Genomic DNA, 23,588 nt, shown 5'->3' on the forward strand with positions numbered 1-23,588 from the left:
CGGAGACGGCGATTACCCTGCCCGGATGGACGGCCTGCGTTTCGCCTTCGGCACCCTCACCGTGTTCCCCGCCCGCATCACCCGATGGGACCGGGACGCGGCACGCGCCGGCATGCTCAGCGCCCCGCTCGCGGGCCTGGCCGTCGGACTCTGCTCCGCCGCGGCCGGCGCGGCGTTCCTGCTGCTCGGTTCGGGACCGCTGCTCGCGGCCGTCGCCACCACCGCCGTCCCCGCCCTGCTCACCCGGGGCCTCCACCTCGACGGCCTCGCGGACACCGCCGACGGCCTCGGCAGCGCCAAGCCCGCCGAGGACGCGCTGCGCATCATGAAGCAGTCGGACATCGGCCCGTTCGGCGTCATCGCCCTGGTCCTCGTCCTGCTCGCCCAGGTCGCCGCGCTGTACGAGCTGTACGGGGAGGGCTGGGTGCGCGGTGCCGTCGCCGCGGCCCTCGCCGCCACCGTGGCCCGCCTCGCCCTCACCCACGCGTCCCGCCACGGCGTCCCGGCGGCCCGCCCCGAGGGCCTCGGCGCGATCGTCGCCGCGACGGTCCCGACCCGCTCCGCGACCCTCACGACCGCCCTGGTCCTGGTCCTCGGCGCCGCGACGGGCCTCCTGCTCTCCCCGTACGACGCCGTCCGCGACGTCCTGGCGGTCGGCGCGGGCCTCGGCGCGGCGGCGCTGCTGCTCCGCCGGTGCGTGCGGCGCTTCGGCGGGGTGACGGGCGATGTGTTCGGCGCGGTGGAGGAGACGGCGGCGACGGCGACCCTGGTCGCGCTGACGCTGGGCTCGGCGGGCTAGGGGGACGTGCCGATCAGGCCGGGGGACGGGCCCTGGCAGGCTTGCCGCCAGGCATCCAGTTCGTACCGTTTCCGCATGGAGCTGAGCCCCAGCTTCCGGGCCCGGGGGCAGAACTGGTCCGTCGTCAGCTCGTACTCGACGTGGAAGACGGCCTTGCCCGCCGCGACGAACGGGGCCAGACGGCCGCACTCGTCGTACTCCGCGCACTGCTCGTTGACCGCGAAGTCGAAGTCCGGGAGCAGCTTCGGGATCTGGTCCAGGTCGTTCTTGAGGCCGACCGCGAGGCCCCGCTCGTGGGCCATGCCGGCGATGAGGCGGTTGTAGCGGAGCTGGTCGGCGGCGGTCAGGGGGAAGCCGGTGCGGTTCTCGTACCCGTCCATGTTGTCGGGCTCGACGGCGTCGAAGCCCTTGTCCCGGCACATGTCGAGCCGCTTCGCCATGAGGGGCCCGAGGAGGTCGGTGCGGCGGATGTCGAGCCAGCGCTCGCCCTCCCAGCCGTTGCCCTTGCCGAGGAGGGCCTTCGGGAAGTCGTCGGCGTCGGGTCGGAAGTCCTCCCAGGCACCGGTGGACAGGTAGCAGACGACCTTGCGGCCCCGGCGGTGGAGGTCGGCGACGGTCGACGCCGGGTGGTCGAAGCCGTCGATGTCGTACACCGGGACGTCGACGGACGGGTCGAGCCCGCCGCTGAGCTGCCACTGCCAGGCGAGGCCGGGGGCCGGCCGCCAGCGGTCGCCGGTCGTCTTGGCGTCCGGGCCGGGGGCGGCCGTGCAGGCCGTGGCGAGGAGCAGGGCCCCCGTGAGCAGGGCCGCCGGACGGACCGTTCTCATCGGGCGGGCTCCAGGAGGTGCGGGAGGGTGCCCCAGGGGTGCGCGCCCGTGCCCGGTACGGCGCAGTGCACCGGGGTGGCCGGACGGAAGTCCGCCGGGGCCGCGTAGACGAGGTGGCAGTAGTGGGCGGCGACCGGCAGGTCGAGCGTCCGGTACGTGTCCCAGGGGCCCTCGAAGGTGACGAGGAGGTCGGCCTGCGCCTCGTAGCCGGGGTCCGGGTGGGCCCCGTGGTTGAAGACCAGGGTCGCGGCCCCTGCGGCGCGGGCGGCGACCGCGATGCGGCGGTAGTGGGCGAGGGCGGCGGGCGCGGTCGCCACCTGGTCCAGGAAGGCCCCGTCGGCGCCGTACCAGTCGCGGTGGCGGACCAGTTCGGCGACGACCTCGGTGTGCGGGCGGCGTCCGTAGGAGGTGTCCACGTAGCCGAGGACCCGCGCCCCGGCCGCCCGCAGTCGCCCGGCGGCCTCGGCGAACGCCGGGTCGGGGGCCTCGCCGGCGCCGCTCGCCGGGTTGAGGACGACGCCGTACAGGGCCGGGGCCGCGTCGACGAGCGCCGACCAGGCCTCGGGACGTTCGGACGGGTGCTCGTAGTACGGCACCAGGAGGGAGGGGTTCGTCATGGCGTCCTCAAGCGCGGTGGGCGGTCGGTCGTACCAGCAGGACACAGGTCAGGGCGGCGAGCAGCGCCGCCGCTCCCCCGGCGGTGAGCGGGCCCGCCGCCGGGTGCACGGTCTGCGCGGCCGCCGCGAACAGGCAGACGGTGGCGGCGCTGAGCACCGCGCCGAAGGCCTGGAGCAGCAGCCCCAGCCAGAGCACGGTCCCGATCAGGAGCAGGGTGACCAGGCGCGGGAACGTCGGCCACGGCGCGCCGGGCCAGGCCAGGGTCGCGGCGAGGGTGAGGGCGAGGAGCACGGTGAGGTAGCCGCCGAGGCAGAGCACGAGGGTGCCGGTGGCCGCCCGGCGGAACTCGCGGGCGGTGGTGAGGGTCCGCAGCCGGATCAGGCTCTCGCCCCGGAAACGGTGCAGGAGCCACTCGGCGGGGCCCATGGAGAGGGTGAGCGCGATGACCGCCCCCGCCCCGCTCACCAGCGTGTCGGCCGCGCCCGCGTGGAGGACGAGCAGGCCGCTGCCGAGGCCGAAGAGGCCGTACGGGAGGGAGGCGGCGCGCGGGGGACCGCCGCGGCCCGCCGCTCCCCGGCGGAGACCGGGGCGCAGGACGACGGCGGCGAGGACGACGGACGCGGCGAGCGAGGCGAGGAGCAGTCCGGAGCGCAGCGCGTCGGGCAGGTCCCAGCGGAAGGCGGGGACGGCTCCGGCGAGCGGCAGCAGGGCGCGGAGCAGGGCCCGTTCGCGGCCGAGGACGAGGAGGACGGTCGCGGCGGCGAGGTAGAGCGACTGGCCGGCGGCGAAGACGGCGGCCGGGATCTCGCCGGGCCCGGCGGTCACGAGGGCGACGGCGGTCCCCGCGAGGGCGCCGGCCGGGGCGCCGGTGAGCAGCGCGCGGGCGGCGGCGGGCCGGTCGCCGAGGCCGAGCCAGGTGTACGCGCGGTGGGAGAGGGCCTGGTTCCAGACCCAGCCGGTGACGGCCCCGGCGAGCAGCGGGACGGTCCCGGCGGGGAGTCCGGACCGGCCGTGCTCCGCGACGAGCAGCGGGGCGGCGAGGACGTACGCGAGGCCGGGGAGCGCGAAGACGAGCCCGCGCAGCAGACAGCCCCACAGCTCGCCGTGCCAGACGCCGGCGGACGGCGCCGACGGTTCGGGGTGGCGGCGCTCCACGCGCGCGTAGAGGTCCTCGGCGAGGGAGAAGGAGTCGGCGCGGCCGTAGGTGAGCCGGATGTGCTCGTCGGTCATGCCGTCGGACTCGAGGATCGCGGCGATCTCGTCCGGGTGCACGGCGGTGGCGACGAACCCGTCGAGCCGCGCGGCGAGCTCGTCGAGCGGATCGGCGGCGAGGCCGTCTCCGGCGGGGGGCGGGGCGGCGGGGACCGGTGCCCCGGCGGGGCCGGCCGGGGCCGGGTGGCCGGCCGGGGCCGGGTGCCCGGCCGGCCCGGCGGCGGCCGTCCCGAGGACCCGGGGCGGGGCGTCGTCGGGGCGGTTCGCCCGGGGCCCGCGGCGGGGGCGCGGGATCGCCGGGAGCGGGGTCCCGCCCGTCTTCGGGGGTTTCAGCCAGAGGGAGCCGCTCATGCCGGGGTGCCTCCGGTGACGAGGGCCGGGGAGGTGCGGCGCGGGGCGGGGATGCTCAGGCGGAGGGGGGTGACGGCCGGGGCCGGGCACGGCGGGCGGGTGCCCGCGAGTTCGCGGTAGATCTGCCGGAAGCCGTCCACCGAGCGGTGCAGGGTGAACCGGTCGATCACGCGTCGGCGGGCCCGGCGGCCGAGTTCGGCGCGGCGGGCGCCGTCGCGGAGGAGCGCGGAGACGGCGGCGGCCATGACGGCCGGTTCGCGGGGCGGGACGACGATCCCGGTGTCGCCGACGGCCTCCCGTACGCCTCCGACGTCCGTGGAGACGGTGGCGCGGCCGCAGGACATGGCCTCGATGAGGGAGAAGGGGAAGCCCTCGCTGATGGAGGAGAGCACGACCACGCTGCCGGCCGCGTAGGCCGAGGGGACGTCGCTGATCCGGCCCTCGAAGGAGACGCCGTCGGCGACGCCGAGTTCGGCGGCGAGTTTCTCCAGGCGGGTCAGGTAGTCCTCGTTCCCGGCCGGGACCGGGCCGAACAGGCGGAGCCGCAGCGCCGGGAGTTCGGCGCGGGAGATCGCGTACGCCCTGATCAGGGTCTCCAGGTCCTTGATGGGGTCGACCCGGCCGCACCAGCTGAGGGTGGGTGTCTCGGGTTCGGGACCGGCCTCGGGGAAGAGGGTGGGGTCGACACCGTTGTAGACGGTGCGGATGCGGTCGGCGGGGGCTCCGCCGCGCTCCTCCCAGCGCCGGTTGTACTCGTTGCAGGGGGTGATGAGGTCGGCCTTGCGGTAGCCGAGGGTGTTGAGCTCGCGGTAGAAGCCGAGCATGAGGGCCTTGACGGGCCAGCGCTGCGCTTCGGTGCGGTAGCCGAGGTAGCGCTCGCGGAGGTAGATGCCGTGTTCGGTGAGCAGGAAGGGCACCCCTTCGAAGTGCTGCGCGGCGAGCGCCGGCAGCGTGGCGAGGCCGCTGGAGACGGCGTGGGCCACGCCGCCGGTGGCTATCCGGGCGGCGAGCGGGCGCAGGGCGTGTTCGAGCAGGTCGGTGGCGGTGAGCGCGTCGTGGACGGTGGGCCGGGCCGCGAGCGTGGGCAGGTGCGGCATGGTCCAGATCCACATGAGGGAGCGCAGGGCCTGCTCGGAGCGGAGTGCGGCGGTCAGCCCGCCCCGTCGGGCGAGTTCGGCGAGCTCGTACAGGCCGGTGCCGAAGTCGCAGTCCGCCTCGGGGTCGAGGAGGGCGAGCAGGAGGCGCTCGTACGCGTCGAGGAAGCGGCGGCGTTCGCGCCCCCGCGGGGGCCTGCGCACCGCCGGGCCCCGCGGAGGTCCCCACAGGGGGTAGGCGGTGTGCCGGGTGACGTTGGGCGGCAGTTCCCACGTGACGGGTTCGCGGCCGCTGCCGGTGAGGGCGAGGATGTCGAAGTCGACCTCCGGCATGCCGCGGACGAGCTGGTCGCACCAGGTGCTGACGCCGCCGTGGACGTGCGGGTAGGTGCCTTCGGTGAGCATGGTGACGTGACGGCCACTGCTCGGCATGAGCGAGTCCCCCCAGGACGTGCTGGTCAGGCGGTCGGGAGCGTGAGCGTGACGGTGGTCTGGAGCGGTTCGGGCGCCGTCCAGGCGGAGCGGGTGCCCGCGTAGGGCGTCCCGAAGGCGGTGGTGCCGAGGAGGAGCCGCTTGCGGGTGCCCTCGGGGACGGTGACGGGCACGGTGACGCCGGAGGGCGCCTTGACGGTGACCGTGGTGCCGACGCGGTAGGCGGTGACCTTTCCGGCGGCGACGGCCTGGTCCCAGGCGGCGCGGCGGTCCAGTTCGGTGCCGACGTCCTTCTGGGCCGGGTTCACCAGGGGGGTGTTCGCCGCGAACAGGGCCCGGTAGTCGGCGAGCACGCGGTCGAGGACGGGGTAGAGGAGGCGCTCCTCGGCGAGGTTGGACTGGTGCGCGTAGTGCGGCCGTGGGTCGTTGCCGAGGACGTGGGAGAGGGCGGTGCGGGCCTCCTGCGGCACGATGCGGTCGGCGTAGCCGGTGGCCGTGGGGAGCGGGGCGGGCAGGCAGGTGGAGGCCGGGTCGGACTCGCAGACGCCGCTGCCGCCGTCGGCGCGGGAGGTGTAGATCCAGTTGTACTCGTCGGTCATCTCGGCGGCGGTGCCCACGTTGTAGTACACGTTCATCGGGTGGCGGGGCACGGTCTTCGCGGCGCCGGTGCCGACGGCCCGCTGTGCGGGCTCGCGGGAGCCGTCGCTCGCGGTCCACTTCACGCCGTTGTCGGCGAGGGCGCCGGCGAGGTTGGGGTTGTCGACGGGCTGCTGGGGCAGGGTCCTCAGGCCGGAGTGCTCGCCGGTGACGAGTTCGGAGCGGTCGACGGAGATGCCCTTGCCGACGGCCCAGGCGTGGTTGTTCCGGATCTGGCCGGAGAGTTCGGAGCGGCTGACCCAGAGGGTGTTGCCGGTGGCGTCGGTGGCGCAGCGCCAGGGGACGACGGTGTTGTCCTGGACGCAGCCGAGGAAGGGGTGGGTGTAGGTGTGGTTGATCCACCGGTACTGGGCGCGGTCGGCGACGAGCCGGTCGGTGAGCGGGTCGGTGCCGCCGTGCTCGGTCTTCCACTGCTCGCCCTGGCCGCCGTTGTAGACCATGTCGAGCGTGAAGCCGGAGGACTTCTGCCAGGCGGCGGCGTACTGGGCGTCGGCGGCCGTCATGCGGATCGGGTTCGTGCCCTCCCCGTCGTCGCCGACGCAGTCGAAGTCGCCGGGGGTGCAGTTCAGCGAGGGGTCCCAGCGGGCGTCGGGGGCGAAGACGTCGTCGACGTGGACGGAGAGGTAGTTGCGGCTCTGTCCGAGGTGGACGCCCTGGGTGAGCCAGTCGACGATGCCGCGGGCGAGGGCGCGGAACTGCCGCTGGTACTGGTTGTAGGCGAAGGTGACGACGAGTTCGCGGCGTCCGTCGGCGGCGTACTCGCCGACGAGGCTGGCCCGGCCGCCGTCGACGGGGATGTCGAGGTAGCTGGTGTAGCCGGCGCGGGGGCGGCCCGCGTAGCCGTAACTCTCACCGGTCGTGGGGTCGTTGTCCTCGAAGGCGAGCGTTCCGGCGAGGTACCGGAAGGGGCCTGCCTGTCCGGCGGCGGTGACGCCGGCGGTGGTGCCGTCGAGGACGCCGGACCAGCCGCCCCGGTCGGTGTAGTCGAGGCCGACGCCGGGGTGCGACCAGGTGGAGGCGTCGACCTGGGGGATGCCGAAGGTCCGCTCGTACGCCCGGAGGGCGGTCTGCTCGGCGGAGTCGGGGCCGAAGGCGCTCTCGTGGGGCAGGACGACGCCCTGGTACTTGGCGCGGGGCCGTCCGGTCGCGCTGTCGGAGGGGTCGCTGAGGAAGGCCGCGTCCAGGACGGGCCGGTTCGGGTCGTTCAGGTCGATCCTGCGGTACGGGACGCCGGAGCCCCGCAGCTCGGCGGTGATCGCCCCGACCGCGCTGCCGCCGTCGTCGACGACGAGGACGGTGAGGTCCACGCGGGGCGCCGTCTCGGCGACCGCCTGCGCGGACGGGACGACGGTGGCGAGCAGCGCGGCGGCGGCGAGGGTCGCGATCCTGCCCGTGCGGAGCGCGGTGCGGGGTGCGGTGCGGGGTGCGGTGCGGGGTGCGGTTCTGGGCGTACGGATTCGGTCGGAGTCCATGCGGATGTCCCCCCTCGACGGGCCCCGCCCGAACCGGCAGGCCCCGTGGAGATGTCGCAGATGAGGCGAAGGACGGTGTGTCGTCCTTGCGTGAATGAGGCGAGTGTGACCGGGCGACCGAGGCCGAAAGGGTAAACATGAAAGAGACACCACGGATGAGTGAATCAGCGCCGCCGTGATCGAACCTTGCGAGCGAGCGTAGGCTCGTTCTCGGCGCTCTCCGGGCCGAAATACGATGCGGCGGGCACGGTCGGCCCATCCCTCGACCGCCACAGAACTCAATGGAAGCGAGATTTCACCACCGTGACTGCTCTCACTCTCAGCACTGCCGGCGCGGCGACGCTGCGCGCCGACGCCCTCGTCGTCGGCGTCGCGAAGTCCGGGAAGACGCTGGTCGTCGCCCCGGGCGCCGAGGCCGTCGACAAGGCCTTCGACGGCCGGCTCGCCGCCGTCCTGGAGACCCTGGGCGCCTCGGGTGCCGAAGGTGAGGCGACGAAGCTGCCCGCCCCCGCCGGTCTCAAGGCCCCCGTCGTCCTGGCCGTCGGCCTCGGCGAGGCCCCCGAGGACGGCGAGTCCTTCGGTGCGGAGACCCTGCGCCGCGCCGCCGGCACCGCCGCCCGCACCCTGACCGGTTCGAAGAAGGCCGCGTTCGCGCTGCCGATCGCCGCCCCCGATGACGCCGCCGCCATCGCGGAGGGCGCGCTGCTCGGCGCGTACGCCTACACGGCGTACCAGGAGAACGGCAAGGACGCGAAGAAGCCCCTCGCCGAGGTGGCCCTGCTCGGTGCCAAGCCGCGCGACAAGGCCCACAAGGCCGCCGCCGAGCGCGCCCAGGCCGTGGCCGAGGAGATCAACCGCGCCCGCGACCTGATCAACCAGCCGCCGAACGACCTGACCCCGGCCGCCTTCGCCGCCGTCGCCCAGGCCGCCGGCAAGGAGCACGGCCTCAAGGTCCAGGTCCTCGACGAGAAGGCGCTCGCCAAGGGCGGCTACGGCGGCATCCTCGGTGTCGGCGTCGGCTCCGTGAACCCGCCGCGCCTGGTCCGGATCGCCTACACCCACCCGAAGGCGGAGAAGACCCTCGCCCTCGTCGGCAAGGGCATCACCTACGACTCGGGCGGCATCTCCCTGAAGCCGGCCGGCCACAACGAGACGATGAAGTGCGACATGAGCGGCGCCGCCGCCGTGTTCTCCGCCGTCGTCGCCGCGGCCCGCCTCGGCCTGGAGGTCAACGTCACCGGCTGGCTCGCCCTCGCGGAGAACATGCCGTCCGGCTCCGCCACCCGCCCGGGTGACGTGCTGCGCATGTACAGCGGCAAGACCGTCGAGGTCCTGAACACCGACGCCGAGGGCCGCCTCGTCCTCGCCGATGCGATCACCCGGGCCTCCGAGGAGCACCCGGACGCCATCGTCGACGTGGCGACCCTGACCGGCGCCATGGTCCTGGCGCTCGGCGACCGCACCTTCGGCATCATGGCGAACGACGACGACTACCGGACCGCGATCCACGAGATCGCCGAGGAGGTCGGCGAGCAGTCCTGGCCGATGCCGCTCCCCGCGGACCTGCGCAAGACGATGGACTCCCCCACCGCCGACATGGCGAACATGGGCGTCCGGATGGGCGGCGGCCTGGTCGCCGGCCTCTTCCTGCAGGAGTTCGTGGGCGAGGGCATCACCTGGGCCCACCTGGACATCGCGGGCCCGGCCTTCCACGAGGGCGCCCCGTACGGCTACACCCCGAAGGGCGGCACCGGCTCCTCGGTCCGCACCCTGGTGAAGCTGGCCGAGCGCACGGCGGCCGGCGAGCTCTGAGCGGCACCGGTGTGACGGAAGGCCCCGGAAGCCTCGGCTCCGGGGCCTTCCCCGTTCCCCGGCCGCTGTTCGCTCGCGACGAAATCCGTAGGTTCGTACGCCCTCGCGCCCCCTCCGTACGGACGATCGGCCGTCTCAGACCACGGCCCCACGTCCCGTCGTCCGTCAACAAGTGCGAAGATGGGTTCTCGGCAGGACAGGGCCCCCACCACAGGGCCGAAATGAAGCGGCCGGACACCAGCCGCCGCCAGGTCGTCGACGACCGGCGACGAGCGCACATGCATGGAGGACGTGACGTGGCGAACGACGCCAGCACCGTTTTCGACCTAGTGATCCTCGGCGGCGGTAGCGGCGGTTACGCCGCGGCGCTGCGCGGAGCGCAGCTGGGCCTGGACGTCGCACTGATCGAGAAGAACAAGCTCGGCGGCACCTGCCTGCACAACGGCTGCATCCCGACGAAGGCCCTGCTCCACGCCGGCGAGGTCGCCGACCAGGCGCGCGAGGCGGAGCAGTTCGGTGTCAAGGCCTCCTTCGAGGGCATCGACATCAAGGCCGTGCACAAGTACAAGGACGACGTGATCTCGGGCCTGTACAAGGGTCTGCAGGGTCTCGTCGCCTCCCGCAAGGTGACCTACATCGAGGGCACCGGACACCTGTCCTCCCCGACCTCCGTCGACGTGGACGGCCGTCGCGTCGAGGGCCGTCACGTCCTCCTGGCCACCGGCTCCGTGCCGAAGTCCCTGCCCGGCCTGGAGATCGACGGCAACCGGATCATCTCCTCGGACCACGCGCTGACCCTGGACCGGGTCCCGGAGTCCGCGATCATCCTCGGCGGCGGCGTCATCGGCGTCGAGTTCGCCTCGGCGTGGAAGTCCTTCGGCACCGACGTGACGGTCATCGAGGGCCTGAAGCACCTCGTCCCGGTCGAGGACGAGAACAGCTCGAAGCTTCTTGAGCGCGCGTTCCGCAAGCGCGGCATCAAGTTCAACCTCGGCACCTTCTTCCAGTCCGCCGAGTACACCGACAACGGCGTCAAGGTCACCCTGGCCGACGGCAAGACCTTCGAGGCCGAGGTCCTCCTGGTCGCCATCGGCCGCGGCCCGGTCTCCGCCGGCCTCGGCTACGAGGAGCAGGGCGTCGCAATGGACCGCGGCTACGTCCTGGTCGACGAGTACATGCGCACCAACGTGCCGACGATCTCGGCCGTGGGCGACCTCGTCCCGACGCTCCAGCTCGCGCACGTCGGCTTCGCCGAGGGCATCCTCGTCGCGGAGCGGCTCGCGGGTCTGAAGCCCGTGCCGATCGACTACGACGGCGTGCCGCGGGTGACGTACTGCCACCCCGAGGTCGCCTCCGTCGGCATCACCGAGGCCAAGGCCAAGGAGATCTACGGCGCGGACAAGGTCGTCGCCCTGAAGTACAACCTCGCGGGCAACGGCAAGAGCAAGATCCTCAAGACCGCGGGCGAGATCAAGCTCGTCCAGGTCAAGGACGGTGCCGTGGTCGGCGTCCACATGGTCGGTGACCGCATGGGCGAGCAGGTCGGCGAAGCGCAGCTGATCTACAACTGGGAGGCGCTGCCGGCCGAGGTCGCGCAGCTCATCCACGCCCACCCGACGCAGAACGAGGCGCTCGGCGAGGCCCACCTGGCCCTGGCCGGCAAGCCCCTGCACTCCCACGACTGACGCTCACGTCATCACAGGGCGCGACGACCACTTTCCGCAATTCGTTAGGAGCAACTGAAACCATGTCGGTTTCCGTAACCCTGCCGGCGCTCGGCGAGAGCGTCACCGAGGGCACCGTCACCCGCTGGCTCAAGGCCGAGGGCGAGCGCGTCGAGGCCGACGAGCCGCTGCTCGAGGTCTCGACCGACAAGGTCGACACCGAGATCCCCGCCCCCGCCTCGGGCATCCTGGCCTCCATCAAGGTCGCCGAGGACGAGACGGTCGAGGTCGGCGCCGAGCTGGCCATCATCGACGACGGCTCGGGCGCCCCCGCCGCCGCCCCGGCCCCCGCCGCCGAGGCCGCTCCGGCTCCGGCCGCCGAGGCCCCGGCCGCCCCCGAGGCCCCGCAGGCCGCCCCGTCCACCGAGGTCCAGGAGCCGGCTCCGGCCCCGACGGCCGAGGCGGCCTCCGGTGGCGGTTCCGCCCAGGGCACCGACGTCGTCCTGCCCGCGCTGGGCGAGTCCGTCACCGAGGGCACCGTCACCCGCTGGCTGAAGTCGGTCGGCGAGACCGTCGAGGCCGACGAGCCGCTGCTCGAAGTCTCCACGGACAAGGTCGACACCGAGATCCCCGCCCCCGCCTCCGGCGTTCTCCTGGAGATCGTCGTCGGCGAGGACGAGACCGCCGAGGTCGGCGCCAAGCTGGCCGTCATCGGCGCCGCGGGTGCCGCTCCGGCCGCCGCCCCGGCCCCGGCCGCCCCGGCCCCCGCCGCCGCCCCGGCCCCTGCCGCCCCGGCTCCCGCCGCCGCTGCCCCGGCTCCGGCCGCCCCGGCCGCTCCGGCTCCGGCCCCCGCGCCGGCTGCCCCGGCCGCTCCGGCCGCCGCCCCGGCCCCGGCCGCCGCCCCGTCGATCGCTCCGGCCGTGGTCACCCCGGTCCCGGCGGCTCCCGCCGCCGCTCCGGCCGCTCCGGCGGAGGACGGCGCGTACGTCACCCCGCTGGTGCGCAAGCTCGCCGGCGAGAACGGCGTCGACCTGGCGTCCGTCAAGGGCTCCGGCGTCGGCGGTCGCATCCGCAAGCAGGACGTCCTCGCGGCCGCCGAGGCCAAGAAGGCCGCCGCTGCCGCTCCGGCCGCCGCTCCGGCCGCCGCCGCGCCGAAGGCCCCCGCCCTGGAGGCCTCCCCGCTGCGCGGTCAGACCGTCAAGATGACCCGCATGCGCAAGGTCATCGGCGACAACATGATGAAGGCGCTGCACGGCCAGGCCCAGCTGTCCTCGGTCGTCGAGGTCGACATCACCAAGCTGATGAAGCTGCGCGCCCGGGCGAAGGACGCGTTCGCCGCCCGCGAGGGCGTCAAGCTCTCCCCGATGCCGTTCTTCGTGAAGGCGGCTGCCCAGGCGCTGAAGGCCCACCCGGTCATCAACGCCCGGATCAACGAGGACGAGGGCACGATCACGTACTTCGACTCGGAGAACATCGGCATCGCCGTGGACTCCGAGAAGGGCCTGATGACCCCGGTCATCAAGGGTGCGGGCGACCTCAACATCGCGGGCATCTCGAAGGCCACGGCCGAGCTGGCCGGCAAGGTCCGCGCCAGCAAGATCACTCCGGACGAGCTGTCCGGCGCGACCTTCACCATCAGCAACACCGGTTCGCGCGGTGCGCTGTTCGACACGATCATCGTGCCGCCGAACCAGGTCGCCATCCTGGGCATCGGTGCGACGGTCAAGCGTCCGGCCGTCATCGAGACCGCCGAGGGCACCGTCATCGGCGTCCGCGACATGACCTACCTGACGCTGTCCTACGACCACCGCCTGGTGGACGGTGCCGACGCGGCCCGCTACCTGTCGGCCGTCAAGGCGATCCTGGAGGCCGGCGAGTTCGAGGTCGACCTCGGTCTCTGATCCGTCCCCCGAGGCGCAACGTAACGAGCCTCACCTGCGGCGCCCCCGTCCGGAAGTGTTTCCGGACGGGGGCGCCGCCGTATTGTCTAAGGGTCAACACTCCCCGAGGAGCCGCTTCATGACCGTCCCCGTCGTCCACTCGCTGCGCGAGCAGATCCGCGAGCACATCGTGGAGGGGATCGTCAGCGGCCGCTGGAAGCCGGGCGAGCGCATCGTGGAGCGCCGGATCGCGACCGAGCTGGAGGTCTCCCAGACGCCCGTCCGCGAGGCGCTGCGCGAGCTGGAGTCGCTGCGGCTGATCGAGTCGGCGCCCAACAAGGGCGTCCGGGTCCGCAACCTCACCGCGGCCGACCTGGAGGAGAGCTACCCCGTCCGCGCCGGTCTGGAGCAGATCGCGGCCGAGCTGGCCGCCGGGCGGCTCGCGACGGACTGCTCGGCCCTGGAGCCGCACGTGGCGGCGCTGTACGAGGCGGACGCGGTCTCGGACGGGACGGCGCAGGTCCGGCACACGGTGGCCTTCCACCGGGAGCTGGTGAAGGCGGCCGGGAACGGCGTCCTGCTGCACACCTGGGAGACGCTCGGCATCGAGGTCTTCACGGCCCTGTCGATCCGCTGGCTGGGCACGGTCCAGAAGTCGTACGCGGAGGAGCACCAGGAGCTGGTGGAGGCCTTCCGGCGGGGCGACCCGAACATCGGCGCCCTGGTGAAGGCCCACGTCCTGGGCTGCGCGCCGCGCGCCTGACCCGTACGGGACCGCACGCCCGACCCGCACGGGGACCGCACGCCCGACCCGTACGGGACCGCACGCCCGACCCGCATGAGACCGCGCCCGACCCGTACGGGACCCGAGCGGAGCCCCGTCGCCCGGCGGGGCTCCGCTCATGTGTGCGAGCACCTTCTCAGACAGCTCTCCCCACCTGCGGAAACCCTTCGAAAACAAGGCACCGGGTGCCCGTTTTCGCGGCACCCTGTGCCTACTTTCTCGATCCGAAGAGGTTTTCTGCTTCAACCCTTTGATCGATCATCGATCGCCGGTTTACAGTCTTCGGCGGGCCGCCACCCGGCCCTTCGCCCTGTCCTGCCAGACAAGGCCCCCTTATCTCCACCCCCATCTGTCCGGAAGGCGGCGATCATGACCGATCCCGTAGGCAAGATTCCGAGCGAGCTCGACCAGCTCCCGGACCGTGACACCGAGGAGACCGCCGAGTGGGCGGCCTCCCTGGACGCCGTCACCAAGGCCGCCGGCCCCCACCGGGCCGCCTACCTGATGCGCCGCACCCTCCAGCACGCCGAAGGCGCGGGCCTGGCCCTCCCCAAGCTCCTGGAGACCGACTACGTCAACACCATCCCCACCTCCGCCGAGCCCTCGATCACCGAGTTCGGCGGCGACGAGGAGATGGAGCGGAAGATCACCGCGTGGAACCGCTGGAACGCGGCCGCGATGGTCACCCGCGGCTCCAAGCACGGCGTCGGCGGCCACATCGCCACCTTCGCCTCCGCGGCCTGGCTCTACGAGACCGGCTTCAACCACTTCTTCAAGGGCAAGGAAGCCGACGGTTCCGGCGACCAGCTCTACATCCAGGGCCACGCCTCCCCCGGCATCTACGCCCGCGCCTTCCTCGACGGGCGTCTGAACGAGGCCCACCTCGACAACTTCCGGCAGGAGTCCGGCGGCAACGGCCTGCCCTCCTACCCGCACCCGCGCCGCCTCCCCTGGCTGTGGGAGTTCCCCACCGTCTCCATGGGCCTCGGCCCGCTCTCCGCGATCTACCAGGCGCGCTTCAACCGCTACCTGACCAACCGCTCCATCAAGGACGTCTCCGCCTCGCACGTGTGGGCGTTCCTCGGTGACGGCGAGATGGACGAGCCCGAGTCGACCGCGGCCCTCGCCCTGGCGGCCCGCGAGGGTCTGGACAACCTGACCTTCGTCATCAACTGCAACCTGCAGCGCCTCGACGGCCCGGTCCGCGCCAACTTCAAGATCGTGCAGGAGCTGGAGGCCCAGTTCCGCGGCGCCGGCTGGAACGTCGTGAAGTCGCTGTGGGGCAACGCCTGGGACGAGCTGTTCGCGCTCGACACCACCGGCGCCCTCGTCCGCCGCCTCCGCGAGGTGCCGGACGCGCAGGTCCAGACGTACCAGACCCGCGACGCCGCCTACATCCGCCAGGACTTCTTCGGCAAGGACCCGGCGCTCGTCGCGATGGCGCAGCTGCTGTCCGACGACAAGATCCTCGAGTGCTTCCACCTCTCCCGCGGCGGTCACGAGCCGCGCAAGGTGTACGCCGCGTACAAGGCCGCCCTGGAGTTCAAGGGCGCGCCGACGGTCATCCTGGCGCAGACCGTCAAGGGCTTCACCCTGGGTGAGGGCTTCGCGTCGAAGAACGCGAACCACCAGATGAAGAAGCTCACGACGGACGAGTTCAAGAACATGCGCGACCTCCTTGAACTGCCCATCTCGGACTCCCAGTTCGTCGACGGGGTCGTGCCCTACGGCCACCCCGGCGCCGACTCCCCCGAGGTCCGCTACCTCCAGGAGCGCCGCGCGGCCCTCGGCGGCCCCGCCCCGGCCCGCCGCACCCACCCGCTCGCCCCGCTGCCGGCCCCGGCCGACAAGGCGTTCGCCGCGTTCGACAAGGGCTCCGGCGCGCAGTCGATGGCCACGACGATGGCGTTCGTGCGACTGATCAAGGACCTGATCCGCGACAAGGAGACCGGCAGGCGCTGGGTCCCGATCGTCCCGGACGAGGCCCGCACCTTCGGCATGGAGTCGCTGTTCCCGTCGCTCGGCATCTACTCGCCGAAGGGCCAGACGTACGAGCCGGTCGACCGCGACCAGCTGATGTACTACAAGGAGGCCGTCAACGGCCAGATCCTGAACGAGGGCATCACCGAGGCCGGCTCGATGGCCGACTTCATCGCCGCGTCCACCGCGTACTCCACGCACGGCGAGGCGATGATCCCCTTCTACATCTTCTACTCGATGTTCGGCTGGCAGCGGACCGCCGACCAGATGTGGCAGCTCGGCGACCAGCTCGGCCGCGGCTTCCTCGTCGGCGCCACCGCCGGCCGCACCACCCTGACCGGCGAGGGCCTCCAGCACGCCGACGGCCACTCCCCCGTCATCGCGGCCACCAACCCGGCGGCGCTGACGTACGACCCGGCGTTCGCCTACGAGGTCGCGGTCATCGTCAAGGAGGGTCTGCGCCGGATGTACGGCGAGGCCGCCGAGGGCGAGGACCAGAACGTCTTCTACTACCTCACGGTCTACAACGAGCCGATGCCGCAGCCCGCCAAGCCGGCCGGCGTCGACGAGGGCATCGTGAAGGGCCTCTACCGCTTCAACACGGCGGAGTCCGCCGGTCTGGAGCTGCCCGCGAACGCCGCGCGCATCCAGCTGCTCTCCTCCGGCACGGCCATCCACTGGGCCCTGGAGGCGCAGAAGCTGCTCGCCGCCGAGTGGGGCGTGGCCGCCGACGTGTGGTCCGCCACCTCCTGGACCGAGCTGCGCCGCGACGCGCTGGAGGCCGACGCGGCCCTCCTGCGCGGCGAGGAGCGGACGCCGTACATCCGCGAGGCCCTGGAGGGCGTCGACTCCCCGGTCCTCGCGGTCTCCGACTACATGCGCCAGGTCCCGGACCAGATCGCGCAGTGGGTCGAGCAGGACTACACCTCGCTGGGCGCCGACGGCTTCGGCCTCTCGGACACCCGCGAGGCGGCCCGTCGCCACTTCGGCGTCGACGCCCAGTCGATCGTCGTCGCGGCCCTGGCCCAGCTGGCCCGCCGCGGCGAGGTCCAGGCGACGGCCGTGAAGGAGGCGCGCGAGCGCTACGGCCTGTAAGGGCTCCGGTCCGTCCGAGGGGCCGCCTCCGCACGCACATGCGGAGGCGGCCCCTCGGCGTGTGCGTACGGGGCGGGCCCTCGGCGCGCGCGTGCGGGGCGGCGTACGGGGCGAACCCTCGGCGCGCGCGTGCGGGGCGGGCCCTCGCGCTCCCTCGCGCGCGTGCGGGCCAGTCCCGGCGCGCGTGCGGCACCCTGGGTCCATGCGTGCCGCCCGTCTCATCAAAATGGTCCTGCTGCTCCAGAACCGGCCGTCCATGACCGCCGCCCAGCTCGCCGCCGAGCTGGAGGTGTCGGAGCGGACCGTGACCCGGGACGCGCTCGCCCTCTCGGAGGCGGGGGTGCCGGTGTACGCGGCCCGGGGCCGGACCGGCGGGTACCGGCTGGTCGGCGGGTACCGGACCCGGCTGACCGGGCTCGGGCGCGGCGAGGCGGAGGCGCTGTTCCTGTCCGGACTGCCGGGCGCGCTGCGGGACATGGGCCTCGAGGACGCCGCCTCGGCGGCCCGGTTGAAGGTGTCGGCGGCGCTGCTGCCCTCGCTGCGGGACGCGCACGAGTCGGCGGCGCGGCGCTTCCACCTGGACGCGCCGGGCTGGTACCAGGAGCCGGAGACGCCGGAGCTGCTGGCGCCGGTGGCGGAGGCGGTCTGGGACGACCGGTGGGTGTCGGCCCGGTACCGGCGCGGCGACGGCGGCGAGGTGGAACGGGAGCTCCAGCCGTACGGCCTCGTCCTGAAGGCGGGCGTCTGGTACGTGTGCGCGCGTGCGGGCTCCTCGTTCCGCACGTACCGGGTGGACCGGTTCACGGCGGTGGCCGTGGGCGAGGAACGGTTCGACCGGGACCCGGAGTTCGACCTGCCCGTCTTCTGGGAGGAGCGGTCGGCGGAGTTCGCCCGCTCCCTGCTCCGTGCGGAGGTGGTCGTGCGGCTCTCGGAGGCGGGCGCCCGCCGGCTGCCGTACGTCACGGACCGGGCGGCCGCCGAGGAGGCGCTGGCGGCGGGGACCGCCGAGGGCGGCCTCCTGCGGGTCGTCCTCCGGGTGGAGAGCGAGGAGGTCGCCTTCGGCCAGCTGCTCGGGCTCGGCCCGGAGGTCGAGGTGCTGGCCCCGGCCGCGCTCCGGGAGCGGTTCGCGGAGGCGGCCCGGGGCCTGGCGGAGCTCTACCGGTAGCCGGCGCTCCACCCCGGGGCCGCGGCCTCACCGGTAGCCGGCGCTCCACCCCGGGGCCGCGGCCTCACCGGTAGCCGGCGCTCCACCCCGGGGCCGCGGCCTCACCGGTAGTCGGCCACGTCCGGCGTCCCGGTCTCGCTCGCGGCGATGAAGCCCCAGGCGTCCGGGCGGGAGCCGTCGGCGTCGGTGAAGCCGTACTCGACGGCCAGTTGCGCGCTGGAGAGGGACCGCCCGGTCCAGCGGTGCCGGTCGGGGTCGGCGGCGAGGGCGGCGACGGCCCGGCCGACGTAGGCCGGCGACTCGGAGACGCCGAAGTCGGGGATCTTCTCGGTGGCGTCGCGCCAGTTCTCCTCGGTGACGCCGAAGCCGGCGAGCATCTGCTCCGACCTGAGCCAGCCGGGGGTGACGACGACGGCGGTGCCGCCGTGCTCCTCCAGTTCCCGGGCGAGGCCGAAGGCCATCCGGATCGGGGCGTTCTTGGCGAGGTCGTAGTAGAGGTTCTCGCGGAAGTGGGTGCTGTTGTACGCGGCGGTGCCGTCGGTGACCTCGACGACGAGCCCGCCGGGGTGGCGGATGAGCAGTGGGACCGCGAGGTGCGAGGTGATGGCGTGGGTCCGCACGCCCAGTTCGAGCATGCGGAGGCCGCCGGCGAGGTCGAGTTCCCAGGTCTTCTTGCCGAAGGCGGGGCCGAGGAGGTGCTCGCCGCCCCAGACGTCGTTGACGAGGACGTCGAGCCGGCCCCGCTCGCGGTCGATCCGGTCGACGAGGGCGCGGACCTGCTCGGGGTCCAGGTGGTCGGTGGGGACGGCGACGCCCTCGCCGCCGGCGGCCGTCACCAGTTCGGCGGTCTCCTCGATGGTCTCCGTGGCGCGGCCGACCTCGCTGACCTTGTCGCGGGTGGTGCGGCCGGTGACGTACACGGTGGCGCCGAGGGCGCCGAGCTGGACGGCGATGGCCCGCCCGGCGCCCCGGGTGGCCCCGGCGACCAGGCAGATCCGTCCGTGCAGGGGTGTGGTCTCAGTCGTCATGGGCGCCAGCCTGACAGGCAACCACGACACCTTCTGTCGGGTTTTCTTTCGGGCTTTCCGGGTGCGTCGGACTCCGGGAGCCACGATGCTGGAGCGGTGATGGACGAGACCGAGTTCTGGGAGCTCATCGACGCCACCCGCGAGGAAGCCGAGGGCGACCCCGAGGAGCAGGCCGACCTGCTCGTGGAGCGGCTGACCCGGCTCGACCCCGACTCGGTGCTCGACTACGCGCGCCATTTCGAGGCCCGCTTCAACCGCGCGTACCTCTGGGACCTGTGGGGCGCGGCGGCCGTCCTCTTCGACGGGGCGGGCGAGGAGACCTTCGACTCGTTCCGCTGCTGGCTGATCGGCCAGGGCCGGGAGGTGTACGAGGGGGCCGTGCACGAGCCGGACGCCCTGGCGGAGCTGCTCGGCGACTTCGACGTGGAGATCGACGGGGACGGCGAGGAGATCGGTTTCGCCGCCGACGAGGCGTACGAGCAGCTGACCGGCGGCGAGACCCCCGACCTGGGCATTCCGATGCCGGGCGGGGAGCCGCTGGGCACCCCCTTCGACCTGGGGGACGACGAGGTGCTCGCGGCCCGCTTCCCCCGGCTGTGGGAGCGCTTCGGGACGGGGTGAGATCCGGGGCGCGGACGGAGGGATCCGCGCCCCGGGGGTTCATCCGAGCTGGAGCCGGGGGTTCTCCCGGCCGAGGATCATGTCCGTGCGCGGCTGGAGCGCCGGGAAGAGCTGCTCGGGCTGCGGGATCGCCCAGTACCTGCCCTCGGCGACCATGTCGAAGACCCTCGCGGCGTGCTCCTCGGGCGTGAGCCCGTGTTCGTCGGCGAGGTTCTGCAGCTGCTCGTTGAAGGCGGCGATCTCGGGGGGCGCGGTCTCGCCGGGGCGGGCGGCCTTGAAGATCTCGCTCTTGACCGAGCCGGGCGTCACGACGGACACCTGGATCGGGGCGCCCTTCATCAGCATCTCGTAGTGCAGCGACTCGGTGAGGGCGAGCGTGCCGAACTTGGTGACGCTGTACGGCGCCATCAGCGGGCTCGGCAGCAGGCCGCCGATCGAGGAGACGTTGACCACCCAGGCCTTCTCGCCGCGTTCCAGCATGCGCGGCACGAAGGCCCGGATGCCGTTGACGTATCCGCCGATGTTGACCCGGAGCACGGCGTCCCAGCGGTCGGCCGGGATCTCCCAGGAGTAGCCCATGGCCATGATCCCGGCGTTGTTGACGAGCAGGTCGACCGCGCCGAACCGGGTGTACGCGGTGTCGGCGAGCGACTCGACCGAGGCGGGGTCGGCGACGTCGGTGACGACGGCGGTGACCTCGGCGCCGGTGGCCGACAGTTCGCCGGCGAACTCGGCGAGCCGCTCGGCGGCGATGTCGGCGAGGACCAGCTTCATGCCGAGTCCGGCGGCGTGCCGGGCGAGACCGGCGCCGATCCCGGAGGAGGCGCCGGTGATGACGGCGGTGCGCCCGCCGAAGACCTCGGCGGCGGTCATCAGAAGTGGGTCCCGCCGTCGATGCGGACCTCGGTGCCGGTGATGAACTTCCCGTCCTCGGAGGCGAGCATCGCGACGACGCCGGCGACGGTCTCGGGGCCGGCGAAGCCCTGGCCGAGGGCGGGGGCGAGCTTGCCGAAGAGGGACCAGTCGGTGTCCTCGGGCAGGCCGGGGCCCATGGACTGCCCGGAGGCGCCGGAGCCGTCGGTCATGCCGGAGGAGATGGAGCCGGGCTGGACGGCGGTGAAGCGGATGCCCTGCTTGGCGTACTCGGAGGCGAGCGCGTGGGTCATGGACTGGATGCCGCCCTTGCTGGCCGCGTAGGCCGCCATGTAGGGGTGGGCGAACATCGCGGAGGTGGAGGAGAAGTTGACGACGGCGGAGTCGTTGCCCTCCAGGAGCGCCGGGACGGCCTCGCGGATCACGAGGAAGGTGCCGGTGAGGTTGATCCGGATCACCTGCTCGAAGGATTCCAGGCTCGTCTCGTGGGTGTGCGAGGAGCGCAGGATGCCGGCCGCGTTGACCAGGACGTCCAGGCCGCCGAGCGCCTCGACGGCGGTGGCGACGCCGGCCCGTACGGAGGCCTCGTCGGCGATGTTCACGACGACGGTGGTGAGGCGGTCGGCGGCGTCTCCGGCCTTGGCGACGGTGTCCTTGAGGCCGTCCTCGCTGATGTCGGCGGCGACGACCCGGCCGCCCTCGGCGAGCATGCGCAGGACGGTGGCCTGGCCGATGCCGGAGCCGCCGCCGGTGATGAGGGCGCGGCGTCCTTCGTAACGGGTCAGCTGGTTCATGGCGGCAACCTCTCGATGTCAAGCTTTCCGGGGAATGCCGCCACCGTACGCCGAGGTGGCACGTTTTGCCACACCTGCACGTCATGCATCTTCGGGGGGCGCAGGCGTACGCTTCGTGGGTGAGCACCAAGCCCGAGGGCGCCGCGCCCCCCACCCCCTCGCCCCCCTCCCTGACGGAGCGCCGCAAGGCCGCCACCCAGCTCGACATCGCCCGCGCCGCCGCCGAGCTCTTCACCGAGCGCGGCCCCGACGGCACCACGGCCGAGGAGATCGCCCAGCGGGCCGGCGTCGCCCTGCGCACCTTCTACCGCTACTTCCGCTCCAAGCAGGACGCCGTCGCCCCGCTCCTCGCGGGCGGCGCCGACCGCTGGCGGGAGCGCCTCGCCGCGACGGAACCGGGCGCCGGCGTGCCCGAGGCCCTGGAGCGCTCGATCGCCGCGTCGCTCACCCCGGAGACGGAGGCGGACGCGGAGGGCCTGCGCTGGACGCGCGGACTGCTGCGGGCCGCCGCCGAGGACCCCGCCCTGCGGGCCGTCTGGTACCGGGTCAACCAGGAGTCCGAGGAGCGGCTGCGCGAGGTCGTCGCCGGGCTCGCCGGCCCGGAGGCCGACCCGCTGGAGGTGCGGCTCGCGGCGGCGGCGGCCACCGACGCGATCCGGATCGCCCTGGAGAGCTGGGCGGAGACGGACGCCCCGGAGCGCGGAGAGAACGCCCCGGCCGCGCTCGCGGTTCGCTGCCTGCGCGAACTGATCGGCGGGATGCGGCTGTTGCGGGGCGCGTGACGGGATGCGCGAGGAGATGCGTGACGGGATGCGCGAGGAGATGCGTGACGGGGCGCGTCAGCCCAGGAGCGACCGGCCCATGAGCACGTCGTCCACGTACGCCCCGTCGAGGAACAACTCCCCCGGCAGCACCCCCTCCACCACGAAGCCCTCCGAGGCGTAGAGCGCGCGGGCCGGTGCGTTGTGGCCGAGGACCCGCAGGGTCATCCGTACGGCGCCCTGCTCCCGGGCCCGGTCCATGACGGCCCGCAGCAGCGCCCGCGCGATGCCCTCGCCCCGTGCGGACTCGGCGACGACGAGGCCCTGGATCTGACGGACGTGGGCCATGGCGGCGAGCGGGGCCGGCGGCACCGCCCGCACGTAGCCGACGATCGCTCCCCCGCGCACCGCCACGAGGTAGTCCCCGGGCACGTGGCGCTCGCCGAAGAAGGGCGCGCCCGGCTCCGGGGCCGGCATCACGGCGTGGAGCGTCGACCAGGTGGCCCGGTCGAGCTCCGCGAGCGCGGCCTCGTCGTCCTGCACTGCGGTACGTATCTGCGTCTCCGGCACGGTCATGACGATCACTGTGCCACGCACCGGCCGGGGAGGGCAGGATGGTGGGCATGCAGCGTTCCGCCACTCGCAAGCGCGTCGCCGTCACCGGCGCCTCCGGCCTCATCGGCTCGGCCCTGGTCCGCTCCCTGCGCGCCGACGGCCATGACGTCCTCCGCCTCGTCCGCCGTCCCGCCCGCACCGCCGACGAGGTCGAATGGGACCCGAAACGGCTGTACGTGGACGCCGCCGGGCTCGTCGGCGTCCACGCCGTCGTGCACCTGGCGGGCGCCGGCGTCGGCGAGCGCCGCTGGAACGAGGCGTACAAGAAGGAGATCCGGGACAGCCGGGTCCTCGGCACGACGGCGATCTCCCAGGCGCTCGCCTCGCTCGCCGACCCGCCGGAGACGCTGGTCTGCGGCACCGCGCTCGGCTGGTACGGCGACACCGGCACCCGGGCGGTGGACGAGAGCGCCCCCGCCGGAACGGGCTTCCTGCCCTCGGTGTGCGTGGAGTGGGAGGCCGCGGCCGCCCCCGCCGAGGAGGCCGGCATCCGGGTCGCCTACGCCCGCACGGGCCTGGTGGTCGCCCGCGAGGGCGGCGCCTGGGGGCGGCTCTTCCCCGTCTTCCGCGCGGGGCTCGGCGGACGGATCGGCGACGGCCGCCAGTACTGGTCGTACATCTCCCTCCACGACGAGGTGGCCGCCCTGCGCCACCTCGTCGACACCCCCTCCCTCTCCGGCCCGGTGAACCTGACGGCCCCCGACCCCGTCACCAACCGCGAGGTGACGGCGGCGATGGGCCGGGTCCTGCGCCGCCCGACGCTCCTCCCGGTGCCCGCAGCGGCCCTGAAGGTCGCCCTCGGCGACTTCGCGGTGGACGTGCTGGGCAGTCAGCGGGTGCTGCCGGGGCGCCTGTTGGAGACCGGTTTCGACTTCGCCTTCCCGACGATCGACGACTCGATCCGCGCGGCGCTGCGCTGACACGGCCGCCCGCGCGCCCCCGTGCTGCGTGCACCCCGCCGCGCGCGGCCGACTTCCCGCCCGGCACTGCCTAGGCTCGACGCCCACCGTCGAGGCCCACTGTTCGATACGAACGCGAACTTGGGTATTCCAGA

General features: G+C 73.5%; 19 protein-coding genes. 10 read left to right on the top strand and 9 right to left on the bottom strand.

What is annotated here, in order from left to right; genetic code table 11:
- Positions 1–25 precede the first annotated feature (25 nt).
- Entirely contained in the window at positions 26–799 is a 774-nt protein-coding gene (cobS, locus tag IE180_RS14180; protein ID WP_229860470.1) for an adenosylcobinamide-GDP ribazoletransferase, read from the top strand.
- Here the strand turns inward: cobS and IE180_RS14185 are convergent.
- The 5 genes from IE180_RS14185 to IE180_RS14205 are packed head-to-tail and all read right to left on the bottom strand — an operon-like array spanning position 796 to position 7,462.
- Entirely contained in the window at positions 796–1,626 is an 831-nt protein-coding gene (locus tag IE180_RS14185) for an endo alpha-1,4 polygalactosaminidase (RefSeq protein WP_190157211.1), read from the bottom strand. The genes cobS and IE180_RS14185 overlap by 4 nt on opposite strands.
- Positions 1,623–2,243 carry a spherulation-specific family 4 protein gene (locus tag IE180_RS14190; RefSeq protein WP_190157212.1) on the bottom strand — a complete coding sequence of 207 codons (621 nt, stop codon included), beginning with the start codon at positions 2,241–2,243 and terminating at the stop codon, positions 1,623–1,625. Before IE180_RS14190 ends, IE180_RS14185 begins: the two co-directional genes overlap by 4 nt.
- Before the next feature lie 7 nt (positions 2,244–2,250).
- Positions 2,251–3,807 (bottom strand): hypothetical protein, encoded by a 1,557-nt coding sequence (locus IE180_RS14195; protein WP_190157213.1) that lies wholly within the window; start codon positions 3,805–3,807, stop codon positions 2,251–2,253.
- On the bottom strand, positions 3,804–5,333 hold the full coding sequence (pelF, locus tag IE180_RS14200; RefSeq protein WP_190157214.1) for a GT4 family glycosyltransferase PelF: 1,530 nt from the start codon (positions 5,331–5,333) through the stop codon (positions 3,804–3,806). The genes IE180_RS14195 and pelF overlap by 4 nt, the downstream gene beginning before the upstream one ends.
- Positions 5,334–5,359: 26 nt before the next feature.
- Entirely contained in the window at positions 5,360–7,462 is a 2,103-nt protein-coding gene (locus tag IE180_RS14205) for a hypothetical protein (RefSeq protein WP_190157215.1), read from the bottom strand.
- A 303-nt stretch (positions 7,463–7,765) separates the two neighbouring features.
- Between IE180_RS14205 and IE180_RS14210 the strand changes: the two genes are divergently transcribed.
- The 6 genes from IE180_RS14210 to IE180_RS14235 all read left to right on the top strand — a co-directional run bounded on the left by IE180_RS14210 (position 7,766) and on the right by IE180_RS14235 (position 17,842).
- Positions 7,766–9,274 (top strand): leucyl aminopeptidase, encoded by a 1,509-nt coding sequence (locus IE180_RS14210; protein WP_190157216.1) that lies wholly within the window; start codon positions 7,766–7,768, stop codon positions 9,272–9,274.
- A gap of 296 nt (positions 9,275–9,570) precedes the next feature.
- A complete protein-coding gene (lpdA, locus tag IE180_RS14215) occupies positions 9,571–10,959 on the top strand; it encodes a dihydrolipoyl dehydrogenase (protein WP_030691860.1) in 1,389 nt (462 codons plus the stop codon).
- 62 nt (positions 10,960–11,021) lie between these two features.
- Positions 11,022–12,839, top strand: a complete 1,818-nt coding sequence (sucB, locus tag IE180_RS14220) for a 2-oxoglutarate dehydrogenase, E2 component, dihydrolipoamide succinyltransferase (protein ID WP_190157217.1) — start codon at positions 11,022–11,024, stop codon at positions 12,837–12,839.
- Between the two features lie 118 nt (positions 12,840–12,957).
- Positions 12,958–13,581, top strand: coding sequence for a GntR family transcriptional regulator (locus IE180_RS14225; RefSeq protein ID WP_190157218.1), 624 nt, complete (start codon positions 12,958–12,960; stop codon positions 13,579–13,581).
- A gap of 390 nt (positions 13,582–13,971) precedes the next feature.
- The gene (aceE, locus tag IE180_RS14230) at positions 13,972–16,677 is read left to right on the top strand and encodes a pyruvate dehydrogenase (acetyl-transferring), homodimeric type (RefSeq protein WP_190157219.1); all 2,706 of its coding nucleotides are present in this window, start codon (positions 13,972–13,974) and stop codon (positions 16,675–16,677) included.
- Between the two features lie 202 nt (positions 16,678–16,879).
- Positions 16,880–17,842 carry a helix-turn-helix transcriptional regulator gene (locus IE180_RS14235; protein WP_190157220.1) on the top strand — a complete coding sequence of 321 codons (963 nt, stop codon included), beginning with the start codon at positions 16,880–16,882 and terminating at the stop codon, positions 17,840–17,842.
- 101 nt (positions 17,843–17,943) lie between these two features.
- Here IE180_RS14235 and IE180_RS14240 read toward each other — a convergent pair whose 3' ends face one another.
- On the bottom strand, positions 17,944–18,870 hold the full coding sequence (locus tag IE180_RS14240; protein WP_190157221.1) for an SDR family oxidoreductase: 927 nt from the start codon (positions 18,868–18,870) through the stop codon (positions 17,944–17,946).
- A 99-nt stretch (positions 18,871–18,969) separates the two neighbouring features.
- Here IE180_RS14240 and IE180_RS14245 point away from each other — a divergent pair, with 99 nt between their 5' ends.
- Positions 18,970–19,491, top strand: a complete 522-nt coding sequence (locus IE180_RS14245; RefSeq protein WP_190157222.1) for a DUF4240 domain-containing protein — start codon at positions 18,970–18,972, stop codon at positions 19,489–19,491.
- A 39-nt stretch (positions 19,492–19,530) separates the two neighbouring features.
- Here IE180_RS14245 and IE180_RS14250 read toward each other — a convergent pair whose 3' ends face one another.
- Positions 19,531–20,364: an SDR family NAD(P)-dependent oxidoreductase gene (locus IE180_RS14250; RefSeq protein WP_190157223.1), complete on the bottom strand. Its 834-nt coding sequence runs from the start codon at positions 20,362–20,364 to the stop codon at positions 19,531–19,533.
- On the bottom strand, positions 20,364–21,158 hold the full coding sequence (locus IE180_RS14255) for an SDR family NAD(P)-dependent oxidoreductase (protein WP_190157224.1): 795 nt from the start codon (positions 21,156–21,158) through the stop codon (positions 20,364–20,366). The genes IE180_RS14250 and IE180_RS14255 overlap by 1 nt, the downstream gene beginning before the upstream one ends.
- 119 nt (positions 21,159–21,277) lie before the next feature.
- Between IE180_RS14255 and IE180_RS14260 the strand changes: the two genes are divergently transcribed.
- The gene (locus IE180_RS14260; RefSeq protein WP_229860471.1) at positions 21,278–21,940 is read left to right on the top strand and encodes a TetR/AcrR family transcriptional regulator; all 663 of its coding nucleotides are present in this window, start codon (positions 21,278–21,280) and stop codon (positions 21,938–21,940) included.
- 57 nt (positions 21,941–21,997) lie between these two features.
- On the opposite strand, the gene IE180_RS14265 is transcribed toward IE180_RS14260, so the two are convergent.
- The gene (locus tag IE180_RS14265; protein ID WP_190157226.1) at positions 21,998–22,495 is read right to left on the bottom strand and encodes a GNAT family N-acetyltransferase; all 498 of its coding nucleotides are present in this window, start codon (positions 22,493–22,495) and stop codon (positions 21,998–22,000) included.
- Between the two features lie 38 nt (positions 22,496–22,533).
- On the opposite strand from IE180_RS14265, the gene IE180_RS14270 reads away from it, so the two are divergent.
- A complete protein-coding gene (locus IE180_RS14270; RefSeq protein WP_190157227.1) occupies positions 22,534–23,454 on the top strand; it encodes a TIGR01777 family oxidoreductase in 921 nt (306 codons plus the stop codon).
- The last annotated feature ends 134 nt before the right edge of the window (positions 23,455–23,588 follow it).

The organism is Streptomyces litmocidini, assembly GCF_014649755.1.
Classification (GTDB): domain Bacteria; phylum Actinomycetota; class Actinomycetes; order Streptomycetales; family Streptomycetaceae; genus Streptomyces; species Streptomyces litmocidini.

What these genes read in the sequence shown, in the direction of transcription:
- IE180_RS14225 (WP_190157218.1), top strand. Translation starts at nt 12,958, where the DNA reads ATGACCGTCCCCGTCGTCCACTCGCTGCGCGAGCAGATCCGCGAGCAC.
- IE180_RS14185 (WP_190157211.1), bottom strand. Translation starts at nt 1,626, where the DNA reads ATGAGAACGGTCCGTCCGGCGGCCCTGCTCACGGGGGCCCTGCTCCTC.
- aceE (WP_190157219.1), top strand. Translation starts at nt 13,972, where the DNA reads ATGACCGATCCCGTAGGCAAGATTCCGAGCGAGCTCGACCAGCTCCCG.
- IE180_RS14245 (WP_190157222.1), top strand. Translation starts at nt 18,970, where the DNA reads ATGGACGAGACCGAGTTCTGGGAGCTCATCGACGCCACCCGCGAGGAA.
- cobS (WP_229860470.1), top strand. Translation starts at nt 26, where the DNA reads ATGGACGGCCTGCGTTTCGCCTTCGGCACCCTCACCGTGTTCCCCGCC.
- IE180_RS14250 (WP_190157223.1), bottom strand. Translation starts at nt 20,364, where the DNA reads ATGACCGCCGCCGAGGTCTTCGGCGGGCGCACCGCCGTCATCACCGGC.
- IE180_RS14205 (WP_190157215.1), bottom strand. Translation starts at nt 7,462, where the DNA reads ATGGACTCCGACCGAATCCGTACGCCCAGAACCGCACCCCGCACCGCA.
- IE180_RS14270 (WP_190157227.1), top strand. Translation starts at nt 22,534, where the DNA reads ATGGTGGGCATGCAGCGTTCCGCCACTCGCAAGCGCGTCGCCGTCACC.
- IE180_RS14190 (WP_190157212.1), bottom strand. Translation starts at nt 2,243, where the DNA reads ATGACGAACCCCTCCCTCCTGGTGCCGTACTACGAGCACCCGTCCGAA.
- pelF (WP_190157214.1), bottom strand. Translation starts at nt 5,333, where the DNA reads ATGCCGAGCAGTGGCCGTCACGTCACCATGCTCACCGAAGGCACCTAC.
- sucB (WP_190157217.1), top strand. Translation starts at nt 11,022, where the DNA reads ATGTCGGTTTCCGTAACCCTGCCGGCGCTCGGCGAGAGCGTCACCGAG.
- IE180_RS14195 (WP_190157213.1), bottom strand. Translation starts at nt 3,807, where the DNA reads ATGAGCGGCTCCCTCTGGCTGAAACCCCCGAAGACGGGCGGGACCCCG.
- IE180_RS14265 (WP_190157226.1), bottom strand. Translation starts at nt 22,495, where the DNA reads ATGACCGTGCCGGAGACGCAGATACGTACCGCAGTGCAGGACGACGAG.
- IE180_RS14235 (WP_190157220.1), top strand. Translation starts at nt 16,880, where the DNA reads ATGCGTGCCGCCCGTCTCATCAAAATGGTCCTGCTGCTCCAGAACCGG.
- IE180_RS14255 (WP_190157224.1), bottom strand. Translation starts at nt 21,158, where the DNA reads ATGAACCAGCTGACCCGTTACGAAGGACGCCGCGCCCTCATCACCGGC.
- IE180_RS14240 (WP_190157221.1), bottom strand. Translation starts at nt 18,870, where the DNA reads ATGACGACTGAGACCACACCCCTGCACGGACGGATCTGCCTGGTCGCC.